The following is a 24,786-nucleotide window of genomic DNA, read 5'->3' on the forward strand; positions in this document are numbered from 1 at the left end:
CCAGCGGGTTTCTTTTTGACCGACGAGTTACTGAGCCGCCGCCTGCCCTTCCATCTTCTGACGCAGACTCAGCGGACGCATATCGGTCCAGACTTCTTCGATGTAGGCCAGGCATTCCTTTTTCAGGCCGCTCTTGCCCACGGTGCGCCAGCCTTGCGGCACGGCTTTGTAATCGGGCCAGATCGAGTATTGCTCTTCGTGGTTGACCACGACCTGAAAGAGGATGTCCTCGCGGTCGAATACTGACGTCATGGTGGTTCTCCATCACTGTAGGGGTGGGCTGCACACGAAGTGCAGCCGGGTCTGTAGAAAGAACGTGGGGCGCTGCGAAAAATTTACCCAACAGCCGTGGCGGCGGCCAAGGCTCGACCGAAGATCTCGGCGACGCGGTCGATTTCGGCAGCGGTGATCACCAGCGGTGGCAGGAAACGCACCACCGCGCCATGGCGGCCGCCCAGCTCCAGAATCAGCCCGCGCTTGAGGCATTCGCGCTGCACCAGCGGCGCCAGACGGGCGAAGGCCGGCGGATGACCGAGGGCATCTGGCGTACCGTCCGGGTCAACCAATTCGACCCCGAGCATCAAGCCGCGACCACGAATGTCGCCCAGTTGCGGGAAGTCGCGTTGCAGGATGCGCAAGTGTTCGCTCAGGCGCTCGCCCATGGCCGCAGCGTGTTCGCTGACCTTGTGCTCAAGCAGATAACGCATCACTGCGGAACCGGCGGCCATCGCCATCTGATTGCCACGGAAGGTGCCGGCATGGGCACCCGGTTGCCAGGTGTCGAGCCAGTCGCGATAGACCACCACCGCCAATGGCAGGCTGCCGCCGATGGCTTTGGACAACACCACCACGTCCGGGACGATGTCGGCGTGTTCGAAGGCAAACATCTTGCCGGTGCGGGCGAAACCGCTCTGGATCTCGTCGACGATCAGCGCCACGCCCGCCTTTTCGGTGATTCGGCGCAAGCCGCGCAGCCACTCGATATCCGCCGGAATCACCCCGCCCTCGCCCTGCACCGCTTCGACAATCACCGCTGCCGGCAACTGGACCCCGGCCTCGGGATCGTTGAGCAGGTTTTCCAGATAACTCAGGTTGGCTTTGACCCCGGCGGCGCCACCGAGGCCGAACGGGCAGCGGTAGTCATACGGGAACGGCATGAACTGCACGCCGTTGCTGAGCAGGGCGCCCAACGGCTTTTTCGGCCCCAGGCTACCCATCAGGCTCAACGCGCCCTGGCTCATGCCGTGATAGCCGCCGGAAAACGACAGGACGGTGCTGCGCCCGGTGGCGGTACGCACCAGTTTCAGCGCGGCTTCCACCGCATCGGTGCCGGTCGGGCCGCAGAACTGGATCTTCGCCTCGGCGGCCAGCGCTGGCGGGAGCAGGCCGAACAGGTCCTGAACGAATTGATCCTTGACCGGCGTGGTCAGGTCTAGGGTATGCAGCGGCAATTCATCGGCGAGCACTTGCTGGATCGCCTCGATCACCACCGGGTGGTTGTGCCCCAAGGCCAGCGTGCCGGCACCGGCCAGGCAATCGATGAAGGTACGGCCTTCAACATCTTCGACATACAGCCCCTTGGCGCGCTTGAGTGCCAGCGGAATGCGGCGCGGGTAACTGCGGGCGTTGGATTCCTGCTGGCTCTGGCGGGCCAGCAGTGGCGATTCGTGGAACTGATACAGGATTTCCGTCGGAGCGGAGGCGATCCGGGCCGACGACTCTTCGATAAGGCTGGTGGCGACTGACATCTCTCGACCCCTCAATACACTATGGATAGTGACCAAAACAGCACACCGCACAGGTGCGCGTTCCGGTCGCGAGGCGCACATGCAGGTTTTCCTGTTCTGGAAACGCTTAAGCGGGGCGAGGATTTACACCCTTGATCGCGTTGTCAGTCGGGCAATGGCAACGGCTTGTGCAGCGCCACGCCGTGCAAGCCCTGATCGCAGGCGAGTGGCGCCGACTCGCAGTAGCCCAAATGCCGATAAAAAGCCGCGCCGGTGCGCGTGCTGGCGATACTCGCCTGAGGTACGCCACGTATTCGCAACCAGCCTTCCAGATCCATCAGCAACGCCCGCCCGGCGCCACGGCGAAACCATTCCGGCTGCACATGACAAAACCCGATATCACCGCTGGCCGTGGCCATGCCGACACCCACCGGTTTGTCCTGTAACAAGGCGAGGTTCAGGTAGCAATGCGGATCGACAAGCTGCGCCGTGATGACCTCCACGGATTGCCGGCTGATCCAGCGGCTGACGAGTTGCGGGTCGTTGCGGTGTTCGAGCGCACAACCGACGCGGATCGAACGCTCGATGATGCGGCTGATAATGCCGGCGTCGGCAGGTTTCGCCGGGCAGATGCAGATTGCTGCTTCCATGCTGCGGTCCCTCAATCCATTGAGTCAGAGCAGCCCCGACCATACCGCCGGGACTGACGAATCACCAATGCGCAGACGTTACATTTGATGTGCCCGAACATCGCTCCCACGGGAGATCTGCGGTGGTGTCAGATGGATTGCAGCGGCATCGTCAGTTCCACCCTCAAGCCATCCGGGCGGCTGTCGAAATGCAGGGTGCAGGCACAGCGCTGGACGATGGCTTGCACGATCGCCAGGCCGAGGCCGCAGCCGGTGCTCTGGCCGTTGCGCCAGAAGCGCTGGGTCAGATGCTGCAGATCTTCGGCGGCAATTCCCGGGCCGTGGTCGCGCACCACAAAGCGTGCGCGCTGACCGACGGTTTCCAGGCTCAATTCCACGTTAGCGTCCGCCGGGGTATGACGCAGGGCGTTGTCGAGCAGATTGCGCAGTGCAGCAATCGACAGCACCGCCGGCATTTGCACCGGGGCGCTGGACAGCGACGTCGGCAATTGCAGTTTGATGCGCTGGCGCTCGCCGCCAGCCGCATCCTGCATCGCCAGTTTCGCCACCTGCTCGGCGCTGCACTGCACACCGTCGTCAAATGACAGGCTGCCCTCGACCCGTGCCAGCAACAACAGTTGCTCCAGCGTGCGGTGCATCCGGTCGGCGCCTTCTTCGGCCCGCGCCAGCGACTGATCGCGGGCACTGCCCTCGGTCATGCGCGCCACTTGCAGGTGGGTCTTGATCGCCGTCAGCGGGCTGCGCAGTTCATGGGCGGCGTCACCGGTCAGCCGCCGCTCACGCTCGATGGTCTTGCCAATGCGCTGGAACAGCTGATTCTGGGTGTCGAGCAATGGTTTCAGTTCGCTGGGAAACGACTGCAGTTGCAAGGGTTCCAGCGAGTCGGCATTGCGCCGCATCAAGGCTTCGCGCAGGCGATTGAGTGGCGCCAGGCCCTGACCGATGCCCAGCCACAACAGGCACAGACAACCGAGCAATGCCACGCCGACCGGCACCGAGGCCGCCAGCAGGATCGACATGTTCAGCGCTTCGCGCTCGATCTGCCGATCGGCGGTGGTGATCCGCACGTCACCTCGTGCGAGGGTGAAACTGCGCCACGGCGCGCCGTCGATCATCTGGTCATGGAAGCCCATTTTCGCAGCTTCCAGGGTTTGCTCGGGGCTGCTGTGGCTGCGGGCCAGAATCTCCCCACGCAAGGAACTGACCTGGCAGGCCATGCCGCCGGGAATGTTCAACTGTTCGGCACTGAAATGGGTGCCCTCGCCCTTGCTCGGCAACGCCGGCAATTGCTCCAGCAGCCCGGCGACCATGCGCGCCGAAGCCACCAGCCGCTGGTCGAGGGAAAACATCATCTGATTGCGCAGGTCGCTGAGCATCCAGGCCGCGGCCAGGGCCCAGATCAGGGCGAACGCGGCGCCGAGGGTCAGACTCAGGCGCAGACGCAGACTCATCACTTCTGCTGCTCTCCACCATCGGCCGGCCCGAGGCGATAGCCCAGACCGCGCACGGTTTCGACGATGCCCTTGCCGAGCTTGCTGCGCAGGTGATGGATATGCACGTTGAGGGCGTTGCTCTCCAGCTCGTCATTGAAGCCGTAGACGCTGTCCTTCAATTGCTCGGTGGACAGCACCCGGCCACGGTTGTGCAGCAGCGCCTGCAACAGCGATTGCTCGCGCCGCGACAAGTCCACCGATTGCCCGGCCAGAGTGGTTTCACGGCTGCTCGGGTCGTAGGTGAGTGCGCCGTGTTCAATCAGGTTGACGCTGCGTCCGGCGACCCGGCGCAACAAGGTTTGCAGGCGGGCGAACAGTTCACGCAGATCGAACGGTTTGAGCAGGTAATCGTCAGCCCCCGCCTGCAGACCATCGACCCGATCGGTGACCGAATCGCGCGCGGTCAGAATCAGCACCGGAATTTCCAGGCCCTGTTGCCGCAATTGTTGCAGCAACTTGAGGCCATCTTCATCGGGCAGGCCGAGATCGAGCACCATCACGTCGAATTCGGCAACCTTGAGCATCGCCCGCGCCTTCGACGCGGTGTTGACGTGCTCGACCGTCAAGCCCTGGGCAGTGAGACCGGCAACGATACCGCTGGCGATCAGTTCATCGTCTTCGCAAACCAGTACGTGCATGGTGGTTCCCTGAGAAAAAGGCAAGTCGAACAGAACAGGATTAAGCCGCAATTATGGCCGGGCCACAACCGACCAGACAGAGGCTTCATAGCTCGCCTGCGTTGACCGGTAATACCCCATCGGGGGCACGTACAAAATACCATCCGGCAAATACAAGTCAAACTAACCGAAATAAAATACAACACCCTCGAACTATACAAACAAAGCAGCGAAAACTAATCTCGCCCAGCAACTTTACAACAACTAAACACCCAACCAGAAAGACCAATCACAAATTACTTGAGAAACCGTAAAAATGACCACTAGCAAAAACTTCGCTGCCGTTGACTGGTGCACCGGCCCTGACCGTCTTTATTTCTTTTTCCGAGAAAAGAACACTTACGCCCGTTTCGACATCGGAGATAACAAAGTTCTCTCCGGTTACCCCAAATCGGTTGACGAACACTGGGAAGGCTTCGACAAGACTGCCGCAGACTTGCGCTTTGGCTTTACCACTACCAGCCCCAGCTGGGACGGCGGTATCGACACCCTCTGGCTGTTCTACGACGATGGCGATACTCCATCAGTCTGTGAATTCAACCAGCGATATGACAAGGCCGTATCGAACACCCCCGTCGCGCAATCCAAATGGGCAAAGTTACTGCCTTATTACTATAAAATAGTCGGTGCAATGTGCAACGAAAACAACTCGAAAGGATACACCTACTGGATATTACTGAACGACGGTAACTATCTGACTTACGAGATTTACTCGACAAACCTGCAAGTACTGCCCCTCAAAAACTCTCCATGGGATGAGCTGACACAATATCAAGGACGCATGATGACTGCCGCCCTGAATGACTACCCGACTTTCGACACATATTTTTATATCTTCCTGAATGACAACCAGTATCTGCGATATGAACAGGGCGCGAAAAAACTATTCGGCCCGTATACAATCTCCGAATCAACCTGGCCCGGTCTGCTGACGGACTGAGGCCATTTGCAGGCACCAGTGCATCGACGTCGGGGTTCCATCCGGCATCGTGCGGGGCGGTTAATCATCGGTTAATCGCTACCCGCCACTGTGCATTCCACTTGCACAGGGACAAGGCTCCTCCATGCGTCATTTTTTTCTTTTGTTTGCACTGCTGATCTCCGGCCTGGCTCAGGCGGGAAATAATCCATTCGAGACCAAACCGGAATTTCTGCCGGTCGACCAAGCGTTCGTGCTTACCTCCGAACGCCTGGAGTCCGGGGAAACCCAACTGTTCTGGCAGATCAGCGACGGCTACTACCTGTATCAGAAGCGCCTGAAACTCGACGGTCTGAAGGCCGAACAACAGCCGGTTCTGCCCGAGGGTGAATCCCACAGCGACGAATTTTTCGGCGAACAACCGGTGTATCGCCAGGGGCTGGAGGTAAAAGTCCCGGCCTCGGCCAGCGGTCAGATCAAGGTCAGTTATCAGGGCTGCGCCGATGCCGGCCTGTGTTATCCACCGCAAACCCGGGTCATCGATCTGGGTGGCAAAGCCACGCCGACGACCAGCGCGCAAGCGCCGGATCAAGCCTTGGCCAGCGGCCTGCAACAGCGAGCGCTGGGCTGGAGCCTGCTGGTGTTCTTCGGCCTTGGCCTGCTGCTGGCATTTACCCCGTGTTCCCTGCCAATGCTGCCGATTCTGGCGGGAATGGTCGTCGGCAGTGGTGCCACGCCACGGCGTGGTTTCGCCCTGGCCAGCAGCTATGTGATCTGCATGGCACTGGTGTATGCCGCGATGGGCGTGATCGCTTCTCTGCTCGGCGCCAACCTGCAGGCATGGCTGCAGAATCCCTGGCTGCTCGGTGCGTTTGCGGCGGTATTCGTGGTGCTGGCGTTGCCGATGTTCGGCTTCTTCGAATTGCAATTGCCGGTGGCCTTGCGTGATCGCCTCGAACACGCCTCGCGTAGCCGCAACGGCGGCAGCCTGATCGGTGCCGGGGTGCTCGGGGCCTTGTCCGGTCTGCTGGTCGGCCCGTGCATGACCGCACCGCTGGCCGGCGCCTTGCTGTACATCGCCCAGAGCGGCAATGCGCTGCACGGTGGCCTGATTCTGTTCGCGCTGGGCATCGGCATTGGTGTGCCGCTGTTGCTGCTGGTGACCGTCGGCAACCGCTTCCTGCCAAAACCCGGGGCATGGATGAACCTGCTCAAGGGCATCTTCGGTTTCCTGTTCCTGGCGACTGCGCTGCTGATGTTGCGCCCGGTGCTGGACTCCTCGTTGTGGCTGGGCCTGTGCGGCGCGCTGCTGCTGATCGCTGCGTTCTGTGCCTGGAAGCAATCGGAAGGCTTCGGGCGTGTCGCCCAGATGTTCGGCGCCAGCTCGCTGTTGCTCGGTCTGTGGGGCAGCCTGTTGATGATCGGTGCCGCCGGTGGCGGTGATGACCCGTATCAGCCGCTGCAGGTGTACAGCGCGGGTCGTGTCGCCAGCGCAACGCCGAGCGGCCATGACGCTTTCACCACCATCAAGGACCCGGCAGCGCTGCAGCGTGAACTGGATACCGCCAAGGCTCAGGGGCAGTGGGTGTTGCTCGATTACTACGCCGACTGGTGCGTGTCGTGCAAAGTCATGGAGAAACAAGTGTTCGGCAAGGACAAAGTCATGCAGGCACTCAGCGATGTGCGTCTGCTGCGCCTGGATGTCACCGCCGACAATGCCGCCAGCCGCGAGCTGCTCGGCCGTTACAAAGTCCCGGGGCCACCGAGTTTTGTCTGGATCGGCGCCGACGGCGAAGAACGACGTAGCCAGCGCATCACCGGTGAGGTGGATGCCGATACGTTCCTGCAACGCTGGACCACCACCCGAGATGCCAACTGATGCTGACGTTCACCCTCGGCACCTTTGCCATCGCGCTTAACCACCTGCTGCTGATCAGTGCCCTGGCGCTGGCGACCCTTGTCGGCTGGCGGGTGGCCAAACGTGGCGGCGATAACCCCGAGTCGGCGCTGTTCAGCCTGTTTCTGCTTGGCATGCTCGCGGCACGCGTGGCGTTTGTCGCCCTGTATTGGGGCCACTATCGCAACGATCCGTGGCAGATCATCGACCTGCGCGATGGCGGGTTCCTCGCCTGGCCGGGGGTGATCGTGCTGTTGCTGGCGGCGTTGTATCGCGGCTGGCGCCGACCGGGCTTGCGTCGGCCACTGGGTTTTGGCGTGGCCAGCGGTGTCGTGTTCTGGCTGCTGGCGACCCTGTCGTTGAACATCTACGAACAAGGCACGCGCCTGCCGGAGATCACCCTGCGCAACGCCGCCGGGGAGACCATTGAGCTCAGCGATTATCAGGGTGGCCCGCTGGTAATCAACCTGTGGGCGACCTGGTGTCCACCCTGCCGGCGCGAGATGCCGGTGCTGGAGAGCGCTCAACAACAACGCCCGGACCTGACCTTTTTGTTCGTCAATCAAGCCGAAAGCATGCAAAGCGTTGCAACCTTTCTCGAAACCCAGGGCCTGAGCCTGAACAACGTGCTGTTCGACCGCAGCGGCCGACTCGGTCAGGCCGTGGGTTCCATGGCGCTGCCGACTACGCTGTTCTATAGCCCTGATGGACGTCTGCTGAGCAGCCATCTGGGCGAGCTGTCGAACGCCAGCCTGGCCCGCGCCCTGGAAAACTTCGACAGTCCGAACCCAACCGCCGCACCGGCCACCTCTGCAAGGAAACTGCCATGCCCCGCCTCCGCCACCTGCTGACGCTGACTCTGGGCACCGCCCTGCTGCACCTGCCGTCGGTACAGGCCGCCGAAGAATTGCCCGCCGCGATCAAACAGATCGAAGCCAAGGGCGCGAAAATCGTCGGCCAGTTCGACGCCCCGGACGGCTTGCGCGGTTATGCGGCGCAGTACCAGAACCGCGGCATGGCCCTGTACCTGACGCCGGACGGTCAACACGTGCTGCTGGGCAATCTGTACGACGCCGACGGCAAGGACCTGAGCAGCGAACCGCTGCAGAAACTGGTCTACGCGCCGATGGCCAAGGAAATCTGGGGCAAGTTCGAAGCCAGCAACTGGATTCAGGACGGCAGCAAGGACGCACCGCGCACCGTGTACCTGTTCAGCGATCCGAACTGCCCATACTGCAACATGTTCTGGGAGCAGGCGCGACCATGGGTCAAGGCCGGCAAGGTGCAATTGCGGCACATCATGGTCGGAATCATCCGCGAGGACAGCCCGGCGAAATCCGCCGCGCTGCTGGCGGCGAAAGATCCGGCCAAGGCCCTGGAAGACCACGAGAAAGCCGGCAAGGCCAGCACACTCAAGCCATTGAAAGACATTCCGGCGGCGGTGCAGACCAAACTGGCCGCCAACATGCAGTTGATGGAAGACCTGGAGTTGCAGGCGACACCGGCAATCTTCTACATGGACGACAAGGGTGAACTGCAACAGCAGCAAGGGGCGCCTTCGCCGGACAAACTGGCTAAGATTCTCGGGCCTAAGTAAAGAGAAAAGCCCGCTCTGAAGAACGGGCTTCGATTGTTGCCGGAACGATCAACCACACATTGTGAAGAAGTCGAGGAAGCTGTAGTCCTCGGCTTCAACTCGCATACTCTTGATTCGAGACTGGCCAGGGGCGACGAACTCGATCAATTGATGGAGTTGGCCTCCTTCGCTTATGCCGTGATACTCATTCGTGCCCAAGACCTCACCATTGATATCGAAATACGTGACGACACCTTTATGGTGAAGGTGGGCCCACGTGAACGAAATTCGAGCGTAATCCACCCGAAAATCAAACTGGAAGCGCTGGGGCGGAGTTGTCATGCCAGAGTTGATACACATACCAAAAGAGAGCGCTTCAACGAATCCGACCGTGGTGGAGCCGAAGCGCATGATGCCTGCCGTCCCTGCTCCCTCAAGCAACCTGATCGACATGGTGGGTAAGGTGAAGGTGTAATTATCAGCTGCGTTGACCCGCTTTACGTCCTGTTCATCAAAATTTTCTACATCAACATAGCGTCGTTTCTGCACCGTTACTCGAGTGATGGGTGAAGGCCGCTCGATGCCATCCCGCTCAACCGTGTAGCTCACATCGACCGTTTCACCTTCATTGGCGGCTACTGCAGATACACTAACGGCAACCTCAATACTTCCTGCTGAATTACCATTAACCGTTTCCAGCTCAGGCGACCCCTCCCCCGGAGTGCCACGCCACCACGGCTTGACCCTGTCGGTGGGTAGCATGCCGTCGTACGTGATGACGATCATCGCATTTTCCGAGACCAGCTCTGGATCCAGCACACCGTTCAGCGTCTGCGTGACGGTGGGTGCCGGTAAATCGGTATCGGATTTCAGCAATAGATTGGTCCAGCGCGGCAATTCATGCGCACTGTCGATATTCGGACTTTTGTCGAACGTGACAAACGTCTCCAACGTCAAAGCCGATCTATGGTCGAGCCTACTTAACCAGCTTCGATCAATAGTCAACTCCAGTCCGTTGCTGACCTGCTCTGATGTCACTTCCAGTGCCGTGACCAAATGAAGCGTTTCATGGTTGGGATAATTGCGCTGCCCGACAACGTTGATCCAGATTCGCTGCCTCAGATCGATGAACTTCCAGGGTGCAAGCTGAACCCGAGGGTTGCCTGAGAACCTGCGCATATCCAGGAATACAGTACCTTCGATTTTGACGACTTCAGGTAAACGCGGCACTGGCAAATCGGCGGGAGGAATGTGCTCTACCTTCAGATCAAGTTTATGGGAAAACATCACGTCCTCCCCCAAACTTGCCTCGTACCAGAGCTGTATGGTTTTGCCGACACATAGACCAACGAGCCACGCAGGAATGAAAACTTCAGCAGGCTCTGAAGCCCTTTTTGACTGAGTGGTAAACTCCTCAGTATGTCCGGGTCCAACCAAGAAGAGCCGGAGACGATGTTCGGGTTTCAGTCCCGGGAAATCGATGCGTACGGTTGTACCGTCCAGAGCCTTACAAGGTGGCAATGTCGAGTTGTACGATGCATCTACTACCACTGGAACCGGAAGTTCAGGATCGTTTGCTGCTTGATTGGACATGACGATTCTCCCGTCGAGGATCACTCGATTCAGCCCACACCGGGCGAAACCATTTGATGCCTGTTCAAGAGGAGCGCGCTACTGTCAGAGTTGACAGTAGCGCGGGACGCAAAAGGGTGATTCAGTCGATAGAATGGTTTCGCTCAGCCAAAAAGGCCAACAACACCTCGTTCACAAACTGCGGATTCTCCAGACTGGAGATATGCCCCGCTTCCGGCACCAGCACCCACGGGCAAGCGATCAACTCCGCCATCTCCTTTGCCTCCGACGGCGGGCGCGGTTTGTCCTGATCGCCGCACAGCACCAGCGTGGTCGCGGCATTCAACTCGCCCAGACGCGGCAACCGATCATCACGACTGAAGGTAATACGCCCCATCGGCACGATGCTGTCGCGCAGGCGATCAGTGCTGTACGCCGCCAGTTTGGCGCGGAAGTCCTGATACAGCGCCGATTGAGGATCGATGCCCGGGCGGAAGAAAATCGGTACTACGATGTCCAGCAGTTGCTCGGAAATTTCGCCGCTTTCTTCAATCTGTTTGAACAGCGAGAAGTAGTACTGACGAGTCGGCTCAGGCTCCACGCCGACGTAAGTGTCCATCAGCACCAGCCCGTTGAGCCGCTGCGGTGCCGACAGCGCCAGGCGCACGCCCCACATGCCGCCGACCGACAGTCCGACCAAAGTGACCTGATCGATCCCCAGATGATCGAGCAACGCCTCGGCCTGTCGCGCGATGTCATCCAGCGACGTGGTGCCTGGCGGCAATCGCCCGGATTCGCCATGGCCCCAGAGATCCAAGGCAATCACCCGATAGTGCGGCGCCAGCGCAGCGATCTGCGGCGCCCACATGGCGGTGTCCCACAGATAACTGCCGGCCAGTAACACGGCCGGGCCGGTACCTTGATCAATGTAGTGCAGCGCTTGTCCGTCAACCGTGAAGAAAGGCATCGACCACTCCCGCGATGAAAAAGAGAACCGGCAGACTGGGCTGCCGGTTCTGGATCGTCAACCCCGGAAATGTCTGAAAATATGCCGCCCCCCAATCGCGAGCAAGCTCCCCACATTGGTTCTGCGTACACAGTGCTAAGTGTGGGCGAGCTTGCTCGCGAAAGGGCCAGTGCAGGCACCAGAGAATCAAAGTCCCTCCAGCTCCGCCATCAGATCATTCAATCGATCCACCTTGTCCTCGGTCATGTCACTGGCCGCCAGGCCCTCAATGTACTCAGCCAGTTCCTGCACTGTGCTGCACTCGAACATCGCCCGCAGTGGCACGTCGCGTTGCAGGGTTTTCTGCACCCGCGAGGCGATCTGCGTGGCCAGCAGCGAGTGACCGCCCAGCTCGAAGAAGTTGTCGCGCACACCGACCTTGTCGACCTTGAGCACCTCGGCCCAGATATCGGCCAGGATCAGTTCCAGTTCGTTGCGCGGGGCCAGGTAATCCTGGCTCTGCAACTGGCCGATCTCCAGCGCTGGCAGGGCGTTGCGGTCGAGTTTGCCGTTGGCGTTATGCGGCAACTGATCCAGCCACAACCAGTGCAGCGGCACCATGTACTCCGGCAGTTCGGCGCGCAGGCGTTGTTTGATCCGCTCCAGTCGTTCGTTCGGATTCAGGGCCAGATCTGCCGCTACGAGATACCCGACCAGATGCTTGCCATTGACGCCCTCCTGCACACCCACCGCCGCATCGCGGACTTCCGGTTGTTCGTGCAGACGCGCTTCGATCTCGCCCAGTTCGATGCGGTAACCGCGAATCTTCACTTGATGATCGACCCGGCCTACGTACTCCAGCACACCATCACTGCGACGCCGCGCCAGGTCACCGGTGCGATACAGACGCTCGCCCGGTGCGCCGAACGGATTCGGCACGAACACCGGCGCGGTGCGCAACGGATCACTGACATAACCGCGACCGACGCCAGTGCCGGCCACGCACAACTCACCCACCGCACCCAACGGCACCAGCTCCAGCGCGCCATCCACCAGATAGAGCAAGTTGTTGTCGGTCGGCGTACCGATCGGCAAGTAGCTGCCGCGGGTCGAGGCCAGATCGACGCGGAAGAACGCCACGTCATCGGAACACTCCGCCGGACCATAGGCGTTGACCAGACCGATCTGCGGATAACGCTGTAGCCATTGGTGCGCCAGTTCCGGCGGCATCGCTTCACCGGTCGGCAGCATCCAGCGCAAGCCGTCGAGGCTCAGGCGCTCGGCGGCGAGCATGCCCTGAATCAGCGACGGCACGCTCTCCAGCACGGTAATGCCCTGGGCCTGCACGTGCACCAGCAAACCCTGCGGATCGTGGGCGATGGTGTTCGGCACAATGTCCACCCGTGCGCCGAACAACGGCGCGGCGAGGAACTGCCAGACCGAAATGTCGAAGCTTTGCGAAGCGGTCTGTGCGACCACATCGGCGTCGCTCAGATCGAGGTACGGACGCTTGCTCAACTGGTTGTTGAGCATGCCGCGCTGCTCGACCATCACGCCTTTCGGCAGGCCGGTGGAGCCCGAGGTGTAGATCACATACGCCAGGTTGTCCGGGCCACTGTAAATGCCCGGGTTCTGCAACGACCTCGCCCGCGCCTGCACCTCTTCCCACACCAACAGCCGTGGGCGGTTGGCGCAGCTGAATTCATCGAGCAAGGTCTGCGCCTGTTCGCGACAGGCTTGAGTGCACACCAGCAGCGGCGTGCGGCTCAGTTCGATGATGCGTTGCAGACGCTGGCTCGGCAGGCCCGGATCCAGCGGCAGGTAACCGGCACCGGCCTTGAAACTGCCGATGATCATGCCCAGCAGATCGAGATTACGTTCCGCCAGCAACGCCACCGGTTGATCCATCCGCACCCCGGCTGCAACCAGCGCATGAGCGAGGCGGTTGGCGTTGTGGTTCAGCTCGGCATAGCTCAGTTGCTGATCGAGGCAAGTGGCCGCGATGCGTTGCGGATGCGCTGCAACCTGCGCTTCGAACAGCGCCACGTAGCTCTGCTCCAGTGGATAATCGTGCGCACTCTGGTTGCAACCGTGCAGCAGGAAGTCCTGCTCCTCGGCGCCCAGCAGCGGCAGCTCGGCCATGTCGCCATGGAAGCCATCGACCAGCGCCAGCAACAGCCGTTTGAACTCGCCGAGCATGCGTTCGATGGTCGATTCGTCGAAGTAGCGCTGGTCATACGACAGATGCAGACCGAGGTCATCGCCCGGGTAGCACACCGCTGTCAGCGGGAAGTTGGTGTGAGTGCGGCCGGAGTCCGAAGTCGCGTTGAGGCCCTGCGCACGGTCCAGCACCGAGACTTCCACCGGCGCATTTTCAAACACGAACAGGCTGTCGAACAGCGGCTGGCCTTTCGGCAGTTCGCTCTGTTCCTGGATGTTCACCAGTGGCAGGTATTCGTACTCGCGCAGTTGCATGTTGCTGTCGAGCAGAGCGCTCAGCCACTGGCGCACACTGGCGCGCTGATCGTCCGCCGGGATCTGCACCCGCAGCGCAATGCTGTTGATGAACAGGCCGACCGTGCGCTGCATCTCCGGCATCTCCACCGGGCGCCCGGCCACGGTGACGCCGAACAGCACGTCACGATCACCGCTCAAGCGTCGCAGCACCAGCGCCCACGCCGCTTGAGCGAAGGTGTTCACCGTCAATTGATGGGCCTGGGCCAGTTCACGCAGACGCGCACCCTCCTCGACATTGAGGCGGGTGTAGCGGTCGCCAACGATCATGCCCCCGCTTTCGCCGGCATGTTCACGCAGGAACGGCCGGTCGCTCGGGATCGGCGTGGTGCGTTCGAAGCCTTGCAGGTTCTGCTGCCACCACTGACGCGCCTCTGCCAGACTCTGGCGTTGCAGCCAGCCGATGTAATCGCGGTAACGCGGCGGCACGCTCAACTGCGCTTCGCGGCCTTCACCAAGGGCGGTGTAGATCTCGAAGAAATCGTTCATCAGCAACGAGCGGCACCAGGCATCAATGAGGATGTGATGGTTGCTCATCATGAACCAGTAGCGCGCCGCGCCGACCTTGATCAGACGCAGGTGGAACGGTGCCCGATTGAGCAGATCGAAGCCGGCCTCACGCTCGCTTTTGAGCAGCGCTTGCAGCTTCGGTTCTTGCTCGGTTTCGGCAACGGCGCTCCAGTCCAGGTACTCGATCGGCGTGCGCCCCGGGGTGTGGATCACTTGCAGCATGTCTTCGCCGACGTTCCAGCAGAACGATGCGCGCAACGCTTCATGACGGGCGATCACCGCTTGCCAGGCCTGGGCAAAACGCTCGGGGTCGAGTTCGCTGTTGATGCGGTAGCGATCCTGCATGTAGTACAGGCCAGTGCCCGGTTCGAGCAAGGTGTGCAGCAACATGCCTTCCTGCATCGGCGTCAGCGGATAGACGTCTTCGATGTGCGCCGCCGGCACCGGCAACGCGTCGAGTTGCGCCTGGGTCAGTTTCGCCAGCGGGAAGTCCGACGGCGTCAGACCGCCTGCCTCATCTTGCAGGCAATGGGCGATCAGGCTTTGCAGTTCGCCGAGGTAGGCGTCGGCCAGATCATTGATGGTTTGCGCGTCATAACGCTCGGCGCTGAAGGTCCAGCGCAACAGCAGTTCACCGCCATACACCTGACTGTCGATGCTCAACTCGTTGGGCAGCGGTGCGTGCGGATCGTGGGCAGCACCGACCGCTTCGTCCAGCGGACGGAACAGCGCATCGCTGCCGAAACTCTGGTCGAACTGGCCGAGGTAGTTGAAGGTCACCGGTGCATCCGGCAACGCCGCCATGCTGCGCTGGCTGAGGTCGTCGGCCAGATAACGCAGCACGCCATAGCCCAGGCCTTTGTGCGGCACGCCGCGCAGTTGCTCCTTGATCGCCTTGATCGAAGCGCCCTGCCCGGCCGCCTCTTCGATGTTGTGCGGGGTCAGGCGTAACGGATAAGCGCTGGTGAACCAGCCGACGGTGCGGGTCAGGTCGATCTCGTCGAACAGGGTTTCGCGGCCGTGGCCTTCCAGTTGAATCAGCGCCGACGGCTGCCCGCTCCAGCGGCACAAGACGCGGGCCAGTGCGGTCAGCAACAGGTCGTTGACCTGCGTGCGATAGGCGCGCGGTGCCTGTTGCAACAGCTGCTGAGTGCGCTCGGCATCAAGGCGCACGCTGACGGTTTGCGCGTGCCGGTTCTGCCGTCCGCCTTGCGGGTTTTCGCACGGCAACTCGGCGTTCGGCCCGGCCAGTTGCGTCTGCCACCAGTTCAGTTCTTCACGCAGGGACTCGCTGCCGGCGTAGGCCTGCAAGCGTGCTGCCCAGTCCTTGAAGGCACTGGTTTTCGCCGGTAGCTTCACCGCCTGTTCGGCGTCGAGTTGGCGATACACGGTTTGCAGATCATCGAGCAGCACGCGCCACGACACACCATCGACCACCAAGTGATGGATCGCGATGAACAGCCGTTGCTGCCCTTGCGGCCCATCCACCAGCAACGCGCGCAATAGCGGACCGTGTTGCAGATCGAGGCTGCGCTGGGCATCGGCGAACAGCGCTTGGCACTTGTCCATCGCTGCCACCCGTACTTGCCACAGTACCTCGGCATCGGACACCGGTTGATGCGTTGCCCGCCACTGATCATTGGTCTGCATGAAGCGCAAACGCAGTGCGTCGTGCTGCTCGATCACCGCCAGCAGCGCCTGCTCCAGACGATGGGGTTCCAGCGCCACGCTCGGCTCCAGCAACAGGGCCTGGTTCCAGTGCTGACGCTCCGGGATTTCAGTGTCGAAGAACCAGTGCTGGATCGGCGTCAGCGCCGACTCACCGCTGAGCAGCCCCTGTTCGGCAGTCACTTGCTCGCTGCGGCTGGCGACCCCGGCGAGGGTCTGCACGGTCTGATGCAGGAACAGGTCCCGCGGGCTGAAATGGATGCCTTGCTGCCGCGCCCGGCTGACCACTTGAATCGACAGAATCGAGTCGCCACCGAGTTCGAAGAAGTTGTCGTTGAGGCCGACCTGCTTGACGTTGAGCACTTCGCACCAGATCTGCGCCAGGGTCTGCTCCAGTTCGTTGCTCGGGGCGACGTAGTCCTGACGATTGAGCTCAGGGTCCGGCGCCGGCAAGGCGCGGCGGTCGAGTTTGCCGTTGGCGGTCAGCGGCATGCTCGCCAGCAGGATCAGGTGCGTCGGCACCATGTAGTCCGGCAGTTGTGCCTTGAGGTGCGACTTCAGCGCTTCGCGCAGTTCAGCCTGTTTGGCTTCGCCTTGCTCGGCGACTTCAGTGACCAGATAACCAACCAGTTGCTTGCCGCTCGGCGCATCCAGCGCCAGCACCACCGCTTCACGAATCGAAGCGTGATCCAGCAGACGGCTTTCGATCTCGCCCAACTCGATACGGAAACCGCGAATCTTCACCTGATGGTCGATCCGCCCAAGGTATTCCACCAAACCATCGGCACGCTGGCGCACCAGGTCGCCGGTGCGGTACATGCGTGCGCCATCGGCGGCAAACGGGTCAGCCACAAAACGCTCGGCGCTGATGCCCGGACGGTCGTGGTACCCCTGCGCCAGACCCGCGCCGCCGATGAACAATTCCCCGGTCGCACCTTGTGGCACCAGCGCCAGATCGGCGTCGAGAATATAGGCCACGCGATCACCGATCACACTGCCGATCGGCACGCTGCCGGCGCCCTCTTCCAGCACTTGCGGGGCCAGACTGGCGAGTGGCATGACCACGGTTTCGGTCGGGCCGTAGGCGTTGAAAAACAGGCTCGGCTGGAACGCGGCGCGAATCCGCTGCAGGTGTTCGCCGGTCAGCGCTTCGCCGCCGGTGATGATCATCCGCACCGGCAGCATCTCGTGTTGCGTGGCGAGGAACTGCGCCAACTGGCTGCCGTAGCTCGGGGTGAAACCGAGCACGTTGATCCGGTGGGTGCGGATCAAACCGCAGATTTCTTCCGCGTCCCACTGCCCTTGCGCCCGCAGCACCACCTGCGCGCCACTGAGCAGCGGCACCAGCAGCCGCTCGGTGGCGGCGTCGAAGTTGATCGAATAGAAGTGCAGTTCGCAGTCGTCGGCACGCATGCCGAACCGCGCGATCACCGCTTGGCAATGCATGGCGATTTCACCGTGGGACACCACCACGCCTTTCGGCTTGCCGGTGGAACCCGAGGTGTAAATCAGATAAGCCTGATGCTGCGGCAGGCTGATGAACGGCAGCTCGCTGGCCGGGTAATCGACCAGCGCCGCGCGGTCTTCTTCCAGGCACCAGCGCGCTACGCTCGGCGGCAGATCGCCAAGGGCCTTGAACATCGCCCGATCGCTGAGCAGCAGGCCGATGCGGCTGTCTTCGATCATGTAGTGCAAACGGTCGAGCGGGTATTCCGGGTCCAGCGGCACATAGGCGCCGCCGGCCTTGAGAATCGCCAGCAGGCCGATGACCATTTCCAGCGAGCGCTCCAGCGCCAGACCGACCCGCACTTGCGGGCCGACGCCACGCTCGCGCAGAACCCAGGCCAGGCGATTGGCGCGGGCGTCGAGTTCGGCGTAGCTCAGGGTCTGTCCGGCGAATGTCAGGGCCGGCGCATCTTTGCGGACCAGCGCCTGCTCGGCGAACAGGTGATGGATGCACTGGTCGAGACGATGCTCGCCCGGCTCGACACCAAGGCTGTCGAGCAGTCGCTGTTGCTCCGGCACAGCGAGCAGCGGCAGTTGGCTCAGACGCTGCTGCGGATCGGCGATCAACGCTTCCAGCAGGTTGCGCCAATGCTGGGCCATGCGCGCGATGGTCGGCTCGTCGAACAGGTCGGTGCTGTACGTCAGGCAGCAGCCGAGGCGATGGTCGAGGTCGGTGACTTCCAGATTGAGGTCGAACTTGGTCGCCCGCGCATCGTTGGCCAAGTACTCGACGGTCATGCCGGCGAGGGTGCGGCTCTGCTGGAATTCCCAGCGCTGCACGTTGCACATCACCTGGAACAGCGGGTTGTAAGCGGCACTGCGTGGTGGCTGCAGGGCTTCAACCAGATGATCGAACGGCAGGTCCTGGTGCGACTGGCCTTCGATCACGGTGTGGCGCACCTGCTCGAACAACTCACCGACCGACATCTGGCCGTCGAGCTGGCAACGCAGCACCTGGGTGTTGAGGAAGGCGCCGATCAGCCCTTCGCTTTCCGGGCGGATACGGTTGGCCACCGGTGCGCCGATGCGCAGGTCGGTCTGGCCGCTGTAGCGGTAGAGCAAGGTGGCGAGCGCGGCGGTCATGGTCATGAACAGGGTCAGACCGTTTTGCGCGTTGAACGCACGGACGCGGGCAGCGAGGTCATCACTGAGATCGAAACGAAACAGTTCGCCCTGGTGGCTTTGCACCGGCGGACGCGGCCGGTCACCGGGCAGTTCCAGCAACGGATGTTCGCGCCCCAGTTGCGCGGTCCAGTAGTCGAGTTGGCGCTGACGTTCACCGGATTCCAGCCAGTTGCGCTGCCAGACGCTGTAGTCGAGGTACTGCACCGGCAGCGGCTCCAGCGGTGAGTCGCGGTCATCGACGAACGCTTCGTACAGCGCGCTGAGTTCGCGGGCGAAGATGTCCATCGCCCAGCCTTCGGTGACGATGTGGTGCAGGGTCAGGACAAAGTAATGTTCGTCCTCGGCAGTCTTCACCAGACAGGCGCGCAGCAACGGCCCGGTTTCCAGATCGAACGGCAGGTGCGCTTCGGCGTCGGCCAGTTGCTGAACCTTTTGCTCGCGTATATCCGCAGCGAATGTCGAGAAATCCTTCCAGTCCATGCGCACACCCGTCTCGGCATGCACCTGCTGCCGGGCCACGCCGTCGATGCTCGGGAAGGTGGTGCGCAGGGTTTCGTGGCGCAGGATCAGCGCCTGCAAGGCCGCCTCGAAACGCTCGACATGCAACACGCCACGCAGGCGCGCCATGCCGCCGACGTTGTACGCCGGGCTGTCCGGTTCCATCTGCCAGAGGAACCACATGCGTTGCTGCGAATAGGACAGCGGCACGGGTTGGCTGCGGTCGACTTTTGCAATCGGTGGCTGCTGGTTGGTCTTGCCGCTGGCCTGGATCAGTCGGATCTGCTCGGCGAAATCACCCAGTTCGCTGTGTTCGAACAAGGCGCGCAGCGGCAGCTCGACGTCGCAGGCCTGACGGCTGCGCGAGATGATTTGCGTGGCCAGCAGCGAGTGCCCGCCGAGGGCGAAGAAATCGTCGCGCAGACCGACCTGCGCCAGGCCCAGCACTTCACACCAGATCGCGGCGATCTGTTGTTCCAGCTCGGTGACCGGCTCGACGTGTTTGCGTACTTGCCACTGTGGTTCAGGCAACGCACGGCGATCAAGTTTGCCGCTCGGGCTCAGGGGCATTTGTTCCAGACGCATCAATTGCGCCGGGACCATGTATTCCGGCAGCGCGGCGGCCAGGGCGATTTTCAGTCGGGCGATTTGCACGTCCTGATCTTCGCTGGCATCCAACGCGGTGAAGTAACCGATCAACTGCGCACCGGCCGCGGTTTCACGCACCAGCACCACGGCTTGGGCGACGCCTTCCTGGGCCAGCAGACGCGCTTCGATTTCTTCCGGTTCAACGCGAAAGCCACGCAGCTTGACCTGCTGATCGAGACGACCGAGGTATTCGAGCACACCGTCCGAGGTCCAACGCGCACGGTCACCAGTGCGGTACAACCGTGCGCCCTGCTCGCCCAGTGGATCGACCACGAAACGCGCGGCGGTCAACGCCGGACGGCCAAGGTAGCCGCGAGCGAGGCCGAGGCCGCTGATGCACAATTCACCCGGCACACCGGCCGGCACGGGATTGAGATCGGCGTCGAGGACGCGGCAGATCACGTTGCCCAGCGGCCGGCCAATCGGCGAACGTTCGCCGTCGGCGCTGGTGCAGTGCCAGTGGGTGACGTTGATCGCGGTTTCGGTCGGGCCGTAACGGTTGTGCAACTGCACCGCCGGCAGTTGCGCCAGCACGCGGTTGCGCAGCTCCGCCGGCAGCGCTTCGCCACCGGAGAACAGCCGACGCAGGCTGGTGCATTCGGCGCTCAGCGGTTCGTCGATAAACAGCGAAAGCAGCGGTGGCACAAAATGCAGCGTGGTCACCCCGTATGCCTGCACCAACTGGGCGATGCGATGCGGATCGCGGTGCTCGCCCGGCGCGGCAATCAGCAGGCGTGCACCCGTGATCAACGGCCAGAAGCATTCCCACACCGACACGTCGAAACTGATCGGCGCCTTTTGCATCAGCACGTCGGTTTCATCGAGGCCGTAGGTGTTCTGCATCCACTGCAGCCGTTCGGCCAGCGCCGCATGGGTGTTGCCGACACCTTTCGGCTGGCCGGTGGAACCCGAGGTGTAAATAACGTAGGCGAGGTTGTCGCCATGCAGGTGCAGGCCGGGCGCCTGGCTCGGCCAGTTCTCCAGGTGCAGCGCATCCATGGCGATCACACTGACGCCGTCGCTGGCCGGCAGTCGATCAAGCAACGCGGTCTGGGTCAGCAGCAGTTCGACACCGCTGTCGCTGAGCATGTAGGCCAGACGGTCGGCCGGATAATCCGGGTCCAGCGGCACATAGGCACCGCCGGCCTTGATGATCGCCAGCAGGCCGATCAGCAGTTGCGGCGAACGCTCGGCAGCAATCGCCACACACACATCCGGGCCGACGCCCTTGTCGCGCAGGTAGTGCGCGAGGCGGTTGGCCTGGGCGTGCAGTTCGGCGAAGTCGAGGCTGCCGCCGTCCCACACCAGCGCGGTGCGTTCAGGAGTCTGGCGCGCCTGTTCGTTGAGCAGTTCCGGCAGCCATTGCTGCGCTGGCGTGCACGGCGCGACGCTCCATGCCTGGTGCTGCTCGTGCTCGCACGGGGTCAGCAATGGCAGGTCGCCGATCGCCTGTTGCGGTTGTTCGCAGACGGCGCGCAGCAGGTTGCTGAAGTGTTCGGCCAGTCGCTCGATAGTTGCCGCTTCGAACAATTCATCGGCGTAGTCGAAGGACAGGGTCAGGCGCCCGTTGCGATCTTCTTCGCTGTGCAGTTGCAGGTCGAACTTGGCCTCGCGGCTGTGCCAAGGCAGTTCTTCGGCGAGCAACCCGGGCAGGCGCTTGAGCGCACTCAAGTCGCGTTGCTGGTGGTTGAACATGACCTGGAACAGCCCCTGCTCGCGGGCCTGCGGGAAGGCTTCGAGCAGTTGTTCAAAAGGCAGATCCTGATGGGCTTGAGCGCCGAGCGTGGCCTCGCGGGTCTGCACCAGCAGCTCGACAAACGACAGCCGCGAATCGACCTCGGCACGCAGCACCTGGGTGTTGATGAAGAAGCCGATCAGACCCTGGGTTTCCAGGCGCGGACGGTTGGCATTGGGCACGCCGATGCGAATGTCGCGCTGACCGCTGTAGCGATGCAGCAGGCTCTGGAAGGCCGAGAGTAACAATATGAACGGCGTCGATTGATGAGCCTGGGCGGTCTGCTTGATCGCATCGCTGAGGCTGACACCGAGGCGCACGCTGTGGCGGGCGGCGCTGTGCACTTGTCTGGTCGAGCGCGGGTGGTCGGTGGCCAGTTCCAGCACCGGATGTTCGTCGCCCAACTGCGCTTTCCAGTACGCCAGTTGCCGCTCGCCCTCGCCTTGCGCCAGCCATTGGCGCTGCCAGCTGCCGTAGTCGGCGTATTGGGTCGGCAGCGGCGCAAGGTCGGCGCGCTGGCCCTGGGATGCAGCGGCGTACAGGCGCGAGAACTCGTCGATCAGCACGTTTAGCGACCAGCCGTCGGCGATGATGTGGTGCAGCGTTACCAGCAACTGGTGATCTTCGTCGTCGAGACGCACCAGCGTCACCCACAGCAGCGGGCCGTTCTGCAGATCGAACTGGCTGCGCGCTTGGTCTTCGCGGATCTGTTGCGCGCGGGCTTCACGCTCGTACGCTGGCAGGTCGCTGATGTCGATCAGTTGCAGATTGAATTCAGTCGCCGTATCGACGTGTTGCAGCGCCACGCCGTCGCGTTCGAAGAAGCGCGTACGCAGCGATTCGTGGCGCTCGATCAGTTGCTGGAAGCTGGCGCGCAGCGCATCTTCGTCCAGCTCGCCACGCAGACGCAGGGCGCCGGGAATGTTGTAGGCGCTGCTTTGCGGGTCGAGTTGCCAGGTGATCCACAGACGGTTTTGCGCCAGCGATTGCGGCAGCGCTTCGGTGCGCGACAACACGCTGATTTCGCCTTGGGCGCTACCACCGTCCTGCTGCTGTTGCGCAACGGCAGCGGCGAACGCAGCCAGGGTCGGAGCCTCGAACAACAGACGCAGGTTCAGCTCCAGTGCCAGCGCTTCACGCACCCGGGCAATCACTTGCGTGGCGGCAATCGAGTTGCCGCCGAGCAGGAAGAAGTGGTCGTCAGCGTTGACGTGCTTGACGTTGAGTTGCTCGGCCCAGATCGTGCCGATCAGCGCTTCCAGTTCAGACGCCGAGGCGCCCGTGTTTTCAGTGGCTGCGCTGGCGGACGGGAACACCGCGTAGCTGTCGAGGCTGCCATCGGCCAGACGATTGCGGCAGGCGGAACGTTGCAGCTTGCCGCTGGAGGTCTTCGGCAAGGCCCCCGGATTGAGCAGCACCACCACGCTCGGCGCCTCTTGATACGCCTCGGCCACCGCCTGGCGAATGGCTTTGATCAGCGCTTCGGGCGGCAGGATTTTCTGTACGCTGCGGCTGATTTCCGCCGCAATGCCGATGCCTTCTTCGCCGTCCTGAGAGACCGCGAATGCCGCGACCCGGCCCTTGCGCACCACTTCCACTTCGCGCTCGACGGTTTGCTCGATGTCCTGCGGATACAGGTTGTGGCCGCGCACGATGAGCATGTCTTTCAAGCGCCCGGTGATGAACAGTTCGCCGTCGCGGATGAACCCCAGATCGCCCGTGCGCAGCCAGGTCTGGCCGGCGTGCTGGACGAAGGTCCTGGCGCTGGCTTCAGGATTGCGCCAGTAGCCATGGGCGATGCTCGGCCCGGCGGCCCAGACTTCGCCGATGAGATTGTCAGCCAGTTCTTTGAGCGTGACCGGATCGGCGATCAGTACCGCGTGCTCCGGCTGACTGATGCCGCAACTCATGATCGGGCTGCCGTCGCCCGGTTCGGCGCGGTTTTGCGCCAGCGCCTGATCGTCCACGCGCAGCGCTGGAATGCCGGTGCCACGCGGTGTGCCGGCAACGAACAGCGTCGCTTCGGCCAGACCATAGGACGCCATGAAGCTGTCTTCACTGAAGCCGCACGCGGTAAATTTTTCGGCGAAGCGCTCAAGGGTGTCGAGACGGATCGGTTCCGAGCCGGAATAGGCCACCCGCCAGCGGCTCAGGTCGAGACGCTCCAGCGCCGAATCGCTAACGCGTTCGCTGCACAGACGGTAGGCGAAATCCGGGCCGCCGCTGATGGTGCCGCCGTATTGGCTGATCGCTTCGAGCCAGCGCAACGGGCGACCGAGGAAGTACGCCGGCGACATCAGGATGCACGGCACGCCGCTGAAGATCGGTTGCAACAGACCACCGATCAGGCCCATGTCGTGGTACAGCGGCAGCCAACTGACGATCACGTCGTCAGGATTCACATCGATGCCGAAGCCGTGGCGAATCAACAACTCGTTGGCCACCAGATTGCCGTGGCTGACCTGCACGCCTTTGGGCAGCGCCGTGGAACCGGAGGTGTATTGCAGGAAGGCGATGTGCTCTGGCGGCAGGTTCGGCTCAACCCAGTTCTCGGCCAGTGCGCTGTCGAGCGTATCGACGCACAGCAACGGCGGCGCCCCCTCGATTTGCTGCAAGGCATCGCGCTGGTCGGCGCTGGTCAACAGCAGACGCGGTTCGGCGTCGGCAATGATCGACAGCAGGCGTTCCTGATGATGACGACGGGTGGACTCCGGCGGATAGGCCGGCACCGCGATCACCCCGGCGTACAGACAACCGAAGAACGCCGCGACGTAATCCGGGCCGCTGGGGAACAGCAACACCGCACGATCGCCGAATTCGGCTTCAGCCTGCAATGCGGCCGCGATGCTGCGGGCGCGCTGATCGAGTTCGCGATAGCTCAGTACCACAGCCTGCTCTGGGTTTTCGGCGAGAAAACGCAAGGCCAGTTGATCCGGGGTCAGGGCCGCGCGGCGCTGGAGGGCTTGGACCAGGGTGCTGGGGAGTTCGAACGCGTCGGTCATGAGGTTTCCTGCCTGAATTCGGCTTGCTAATGGAATCGGTTTGCTGCGTCACGCCCATCAGGGGGCATGCAGGGCGCGGTCTGTGCCGACCGCGCGAGGCTTCGGAATGCTGTCTGGCCGGGG

12 protein-coding genes are annotated in these 24,786 nt (G+C 62.2%); 4 read left to right on the forward strand and 8 right to left on the reverse strand.

The window, feature by feature from the left end:
- Positions 1-27 precede the first annotated feature (27 nt).
- The 5 genes from NN484_RS16015 to NN484_RS16035 form a co-directional block, all read right to left on the reverse strand.
- A complete protein-coding gene (locus tag NN484_RS16015; RefSeq protein ID WP_016985437.1) occupies positions 28-252 on the reverse strand; it encodes an MbtH family protein in 225 nt (74 codons plus the stop codon).
- Between the two features lie 83 nt (positions 253-335).
- Positions 336-1,748, reverse strand: coding sequence for an aspartate aminotransferase family protein (locus NN484_RS16020; protein ID WP_127648719.1), 1,413 nt, complete (start codon positions 1,746-1,748; stop codon positions 336-338).
- A gap of 143 nt (positions 1,749-1,891) precedes the next feature.
- A complete protein-coding gene (locus NN484_RS16025) occupies positions 1,892-2,377 on the reverse strand; it encodes a GNAT family N-acetyltransferase (protein WP_127648720.1) in 486 nt (161 codons plus the stop codon).
- A gap of 128 nt (positions 2,378-2,505) precedes the next feature.
- Complete coding sequence (locus tag NN484_RS16030) at positions 2,506-3,828, reverse strand: ATP-binding protein (protein WP_215501949.1); 1,323 nt, start codon at positions 3,826-3,828, stop codon at positions 2,506-2,508.
- On the reverse strand, positions 3,828-4,508 hold the full coding sequence (locus NN484_RS16035; protein WP_127648722.1) for a response regulator: 681 nt from the start codon (positions 4,506-4,508) through the stop codon (positions 3,828-3,830). Before NN484_RS16035 ends, NN484_RS16030 begins: the two co-directional genes overlap by 1 nt.
- Positions 4,509-4,803: 295 nt before the next feature.
- Here NN484_RS16035 and NN484_RS16040 point away from each other — a divergent pair, with 295 nt between their 5' ends.
- The 4 genes from NN484_RS16040 (at position 4,804) to dsbG (ending at position 8,960) form a co-directional block, all read left to right on the forward strand.
- On the forward strand, positions 4,804-5,487 hold the full coding sequence (locus NN484_RS16040; protein ID WP_215501950.1) for a hypothetical protein: 684 nt from the start codon (positions 4,804-4,806) through the stop codon (positions 5,485-5,487).
- A 124-nt stretch (positions 5,488-5,611) separates the two neighbouring features.
- Entirely contained in the window at positions 5,612-7,345 is a 1,734-nt protein-coding gene (gene dsbD, locus NN484_RS16045; protein WP_215501951.1) for a protein-disulfide reductase DsbD, read from the forward strand.
- Positions 7,345-8,214 (forward strand): TlpA disulfide reductase family protein, encoded by an 870-nt coding sequence (locus NN484_RS16050; RefSeq protein WP_127648725.1) that lies wholly within the window; start codon positions 7,345-7,347, stop codon positions 8,212-8,214. Before dsbD ends, NN484_RS16050 begins: the two co-directional genes overlap by 1 nt.
- A complete protein-coding gene (gene dsbG / locus NN484_RS16055; RefSeq protein ID WP_215501953.1) occupies positions 8,190-8,960 on the forward strand; it encodes a thiol:disulfide interchange protein DsbG in 771 nt (256 codons plus the stop codon). Before NN484_RS16050 ends, dsbG begins: the two co-directional genes overlap by 25 nt.
- A gap of 48 nt (positions 8,961-9,008) precedes the next feature.
- Here dsbG and NN484_RS16060 read toward each other — a convergent pair whose 3' ends face one another.
- From NN484_RS16060 to NN484_RS16070, 3 genes are all read right to left on the reverse strand, one after another.
- Positions 9,009-10,532, reverse strand: coding sequence for a hypothetical protein (locus tag NN484_RS16060; RefSeq protein ID WP_215501954.1), 1,524 nt, complete (start codon positions 10,530-10,532; stop codon positions 9,009-9,011).
- Between the two features lie 121 nt (positions 10,533-10,653).
- Entirely contained in the window at positions 10,654-11,478 is an 825-nt protein-coding gene (locus NN484_RS16065) for an alpha/beta fold hydrolase (protein ID WP_215501955.1), read from the reverse strand.
- A gap of 186 nt (positions 11,479-11,664) precedes the next feature.
- Positions 11,665-24,663, reverse strand: coding sequence for a non-ribosomal peptide synthetase (locus tag NN484_RS16070; protein ID WP_274657463.1), 12,999 nt, complete (start codon positions 24,661-24,663; stop codon positions 11,665-11,667).
- Positions 24,664-24,786 lie beyond the last annotated feature (123 nt).

It is taken from the genome of Pseudomonas serboccidentalis (genome assembly GCF_028830055.1).
Taxonomy (GTDB): domain Bacteria; phylum Pseudomonadota; class Gammaproteobacteria; order Pseudomonadales; family Pseudomonadaceae; genus Aquipseudomonas; species Aquipseudomonas serboccidentalis.

What these genes read in the sequence shown, in the direction of transcription:
- dsbD (WP_215501951.1), top strand. Translation starts at nt 5,612, where the DNA reads ATGCGTCATTTTTTTCTTTTGTTTGCACTGCTGATCTCCGGCCTGGCT.
- NN484_RS16040 (WP_215501950.1), top strand. Translation starts at nt 4,804, where the DNA reads ATGACCACTAGCAAAAACTTCGCTGCCGTTGACTGGTGCACCGGCCCT.
- NN484_RS16070 (WP_274657463.1), bottom strand. Translation starts at nt 24,663, where the DNA reads ATGACCGACGCGTTCGAACTCCCCAGCACCCTGGTCCAAGCCCTCCAG.
- NN484_RS16015 (WP_016985437.1), bottom strand. Translation starts at nt 252, where the DNA reads ATGACGTCAGTATTCGACCGCGAGGACATCCTCTTTCAGGTCGTGGTC.
- NN484_RS16065 (WP_215501955.1), bottom strand. Translation starts at nt 11,478, where the DNA reads ATGCCTTTCTTCACGGTTGACGGACAAGCGCTGCACTACATTGATCAA.
- dsbG (WP_215501953.1), top strand. Translation starts at nt 8,190, where the DNA reads ATGCCCCGCCTCCGCCACCTGCTGACGCTGACTCTGGGCACCGCCCTG.
- NN484_RS16035 (WP_127648722.1), bottom strand. Translation starts at nt 4,508, where the DNA reads ATGCACGTACTGGTTTGCGAAGACGATGAACTGATCGCCAGCGGTATC.
- NN484_RS16025 (WP_127648720.1), bottom strand. Translation starts at nt 2,377, where the DNA reads ATGGAAGCAGCAATCTGCATCTGCCCGGCGAAACCTGCCGACGCCGGC.
- NN484_RS16060 (WP_215501954.1), bottom strand. Translation starts at nt 10,532, where the DNA reads ATGTCCAATCAAGCAGCAAACGATCCTGAACTTCCGGTTCCAGTGGTA.
- NN484_RS16030 (WP_215501949.1), bottom strand. Translation starts at nt 3,828, where the DNA reads ATGAGTCTGCGTCTGCGCCTGAGTCTGACCCTCGGCGCCGCGTTCGCC.
- NN484_RS16020 (WP_127648719.1), bottom strand. Translation starts at nt 1,748, where the DNA reads ATGTCAGTCGCCACCAGCCTTATCGAAGAGTCGTCGGCCCGGATCGCC.
- NN484_RS16050 (WP_127648725.1), top strand. Translation starts at nt 7,345, where the DNA reads ATGCTGACGTTCACCCTCGGCACCTTTGCCATCGCGCTTAACCACCTG.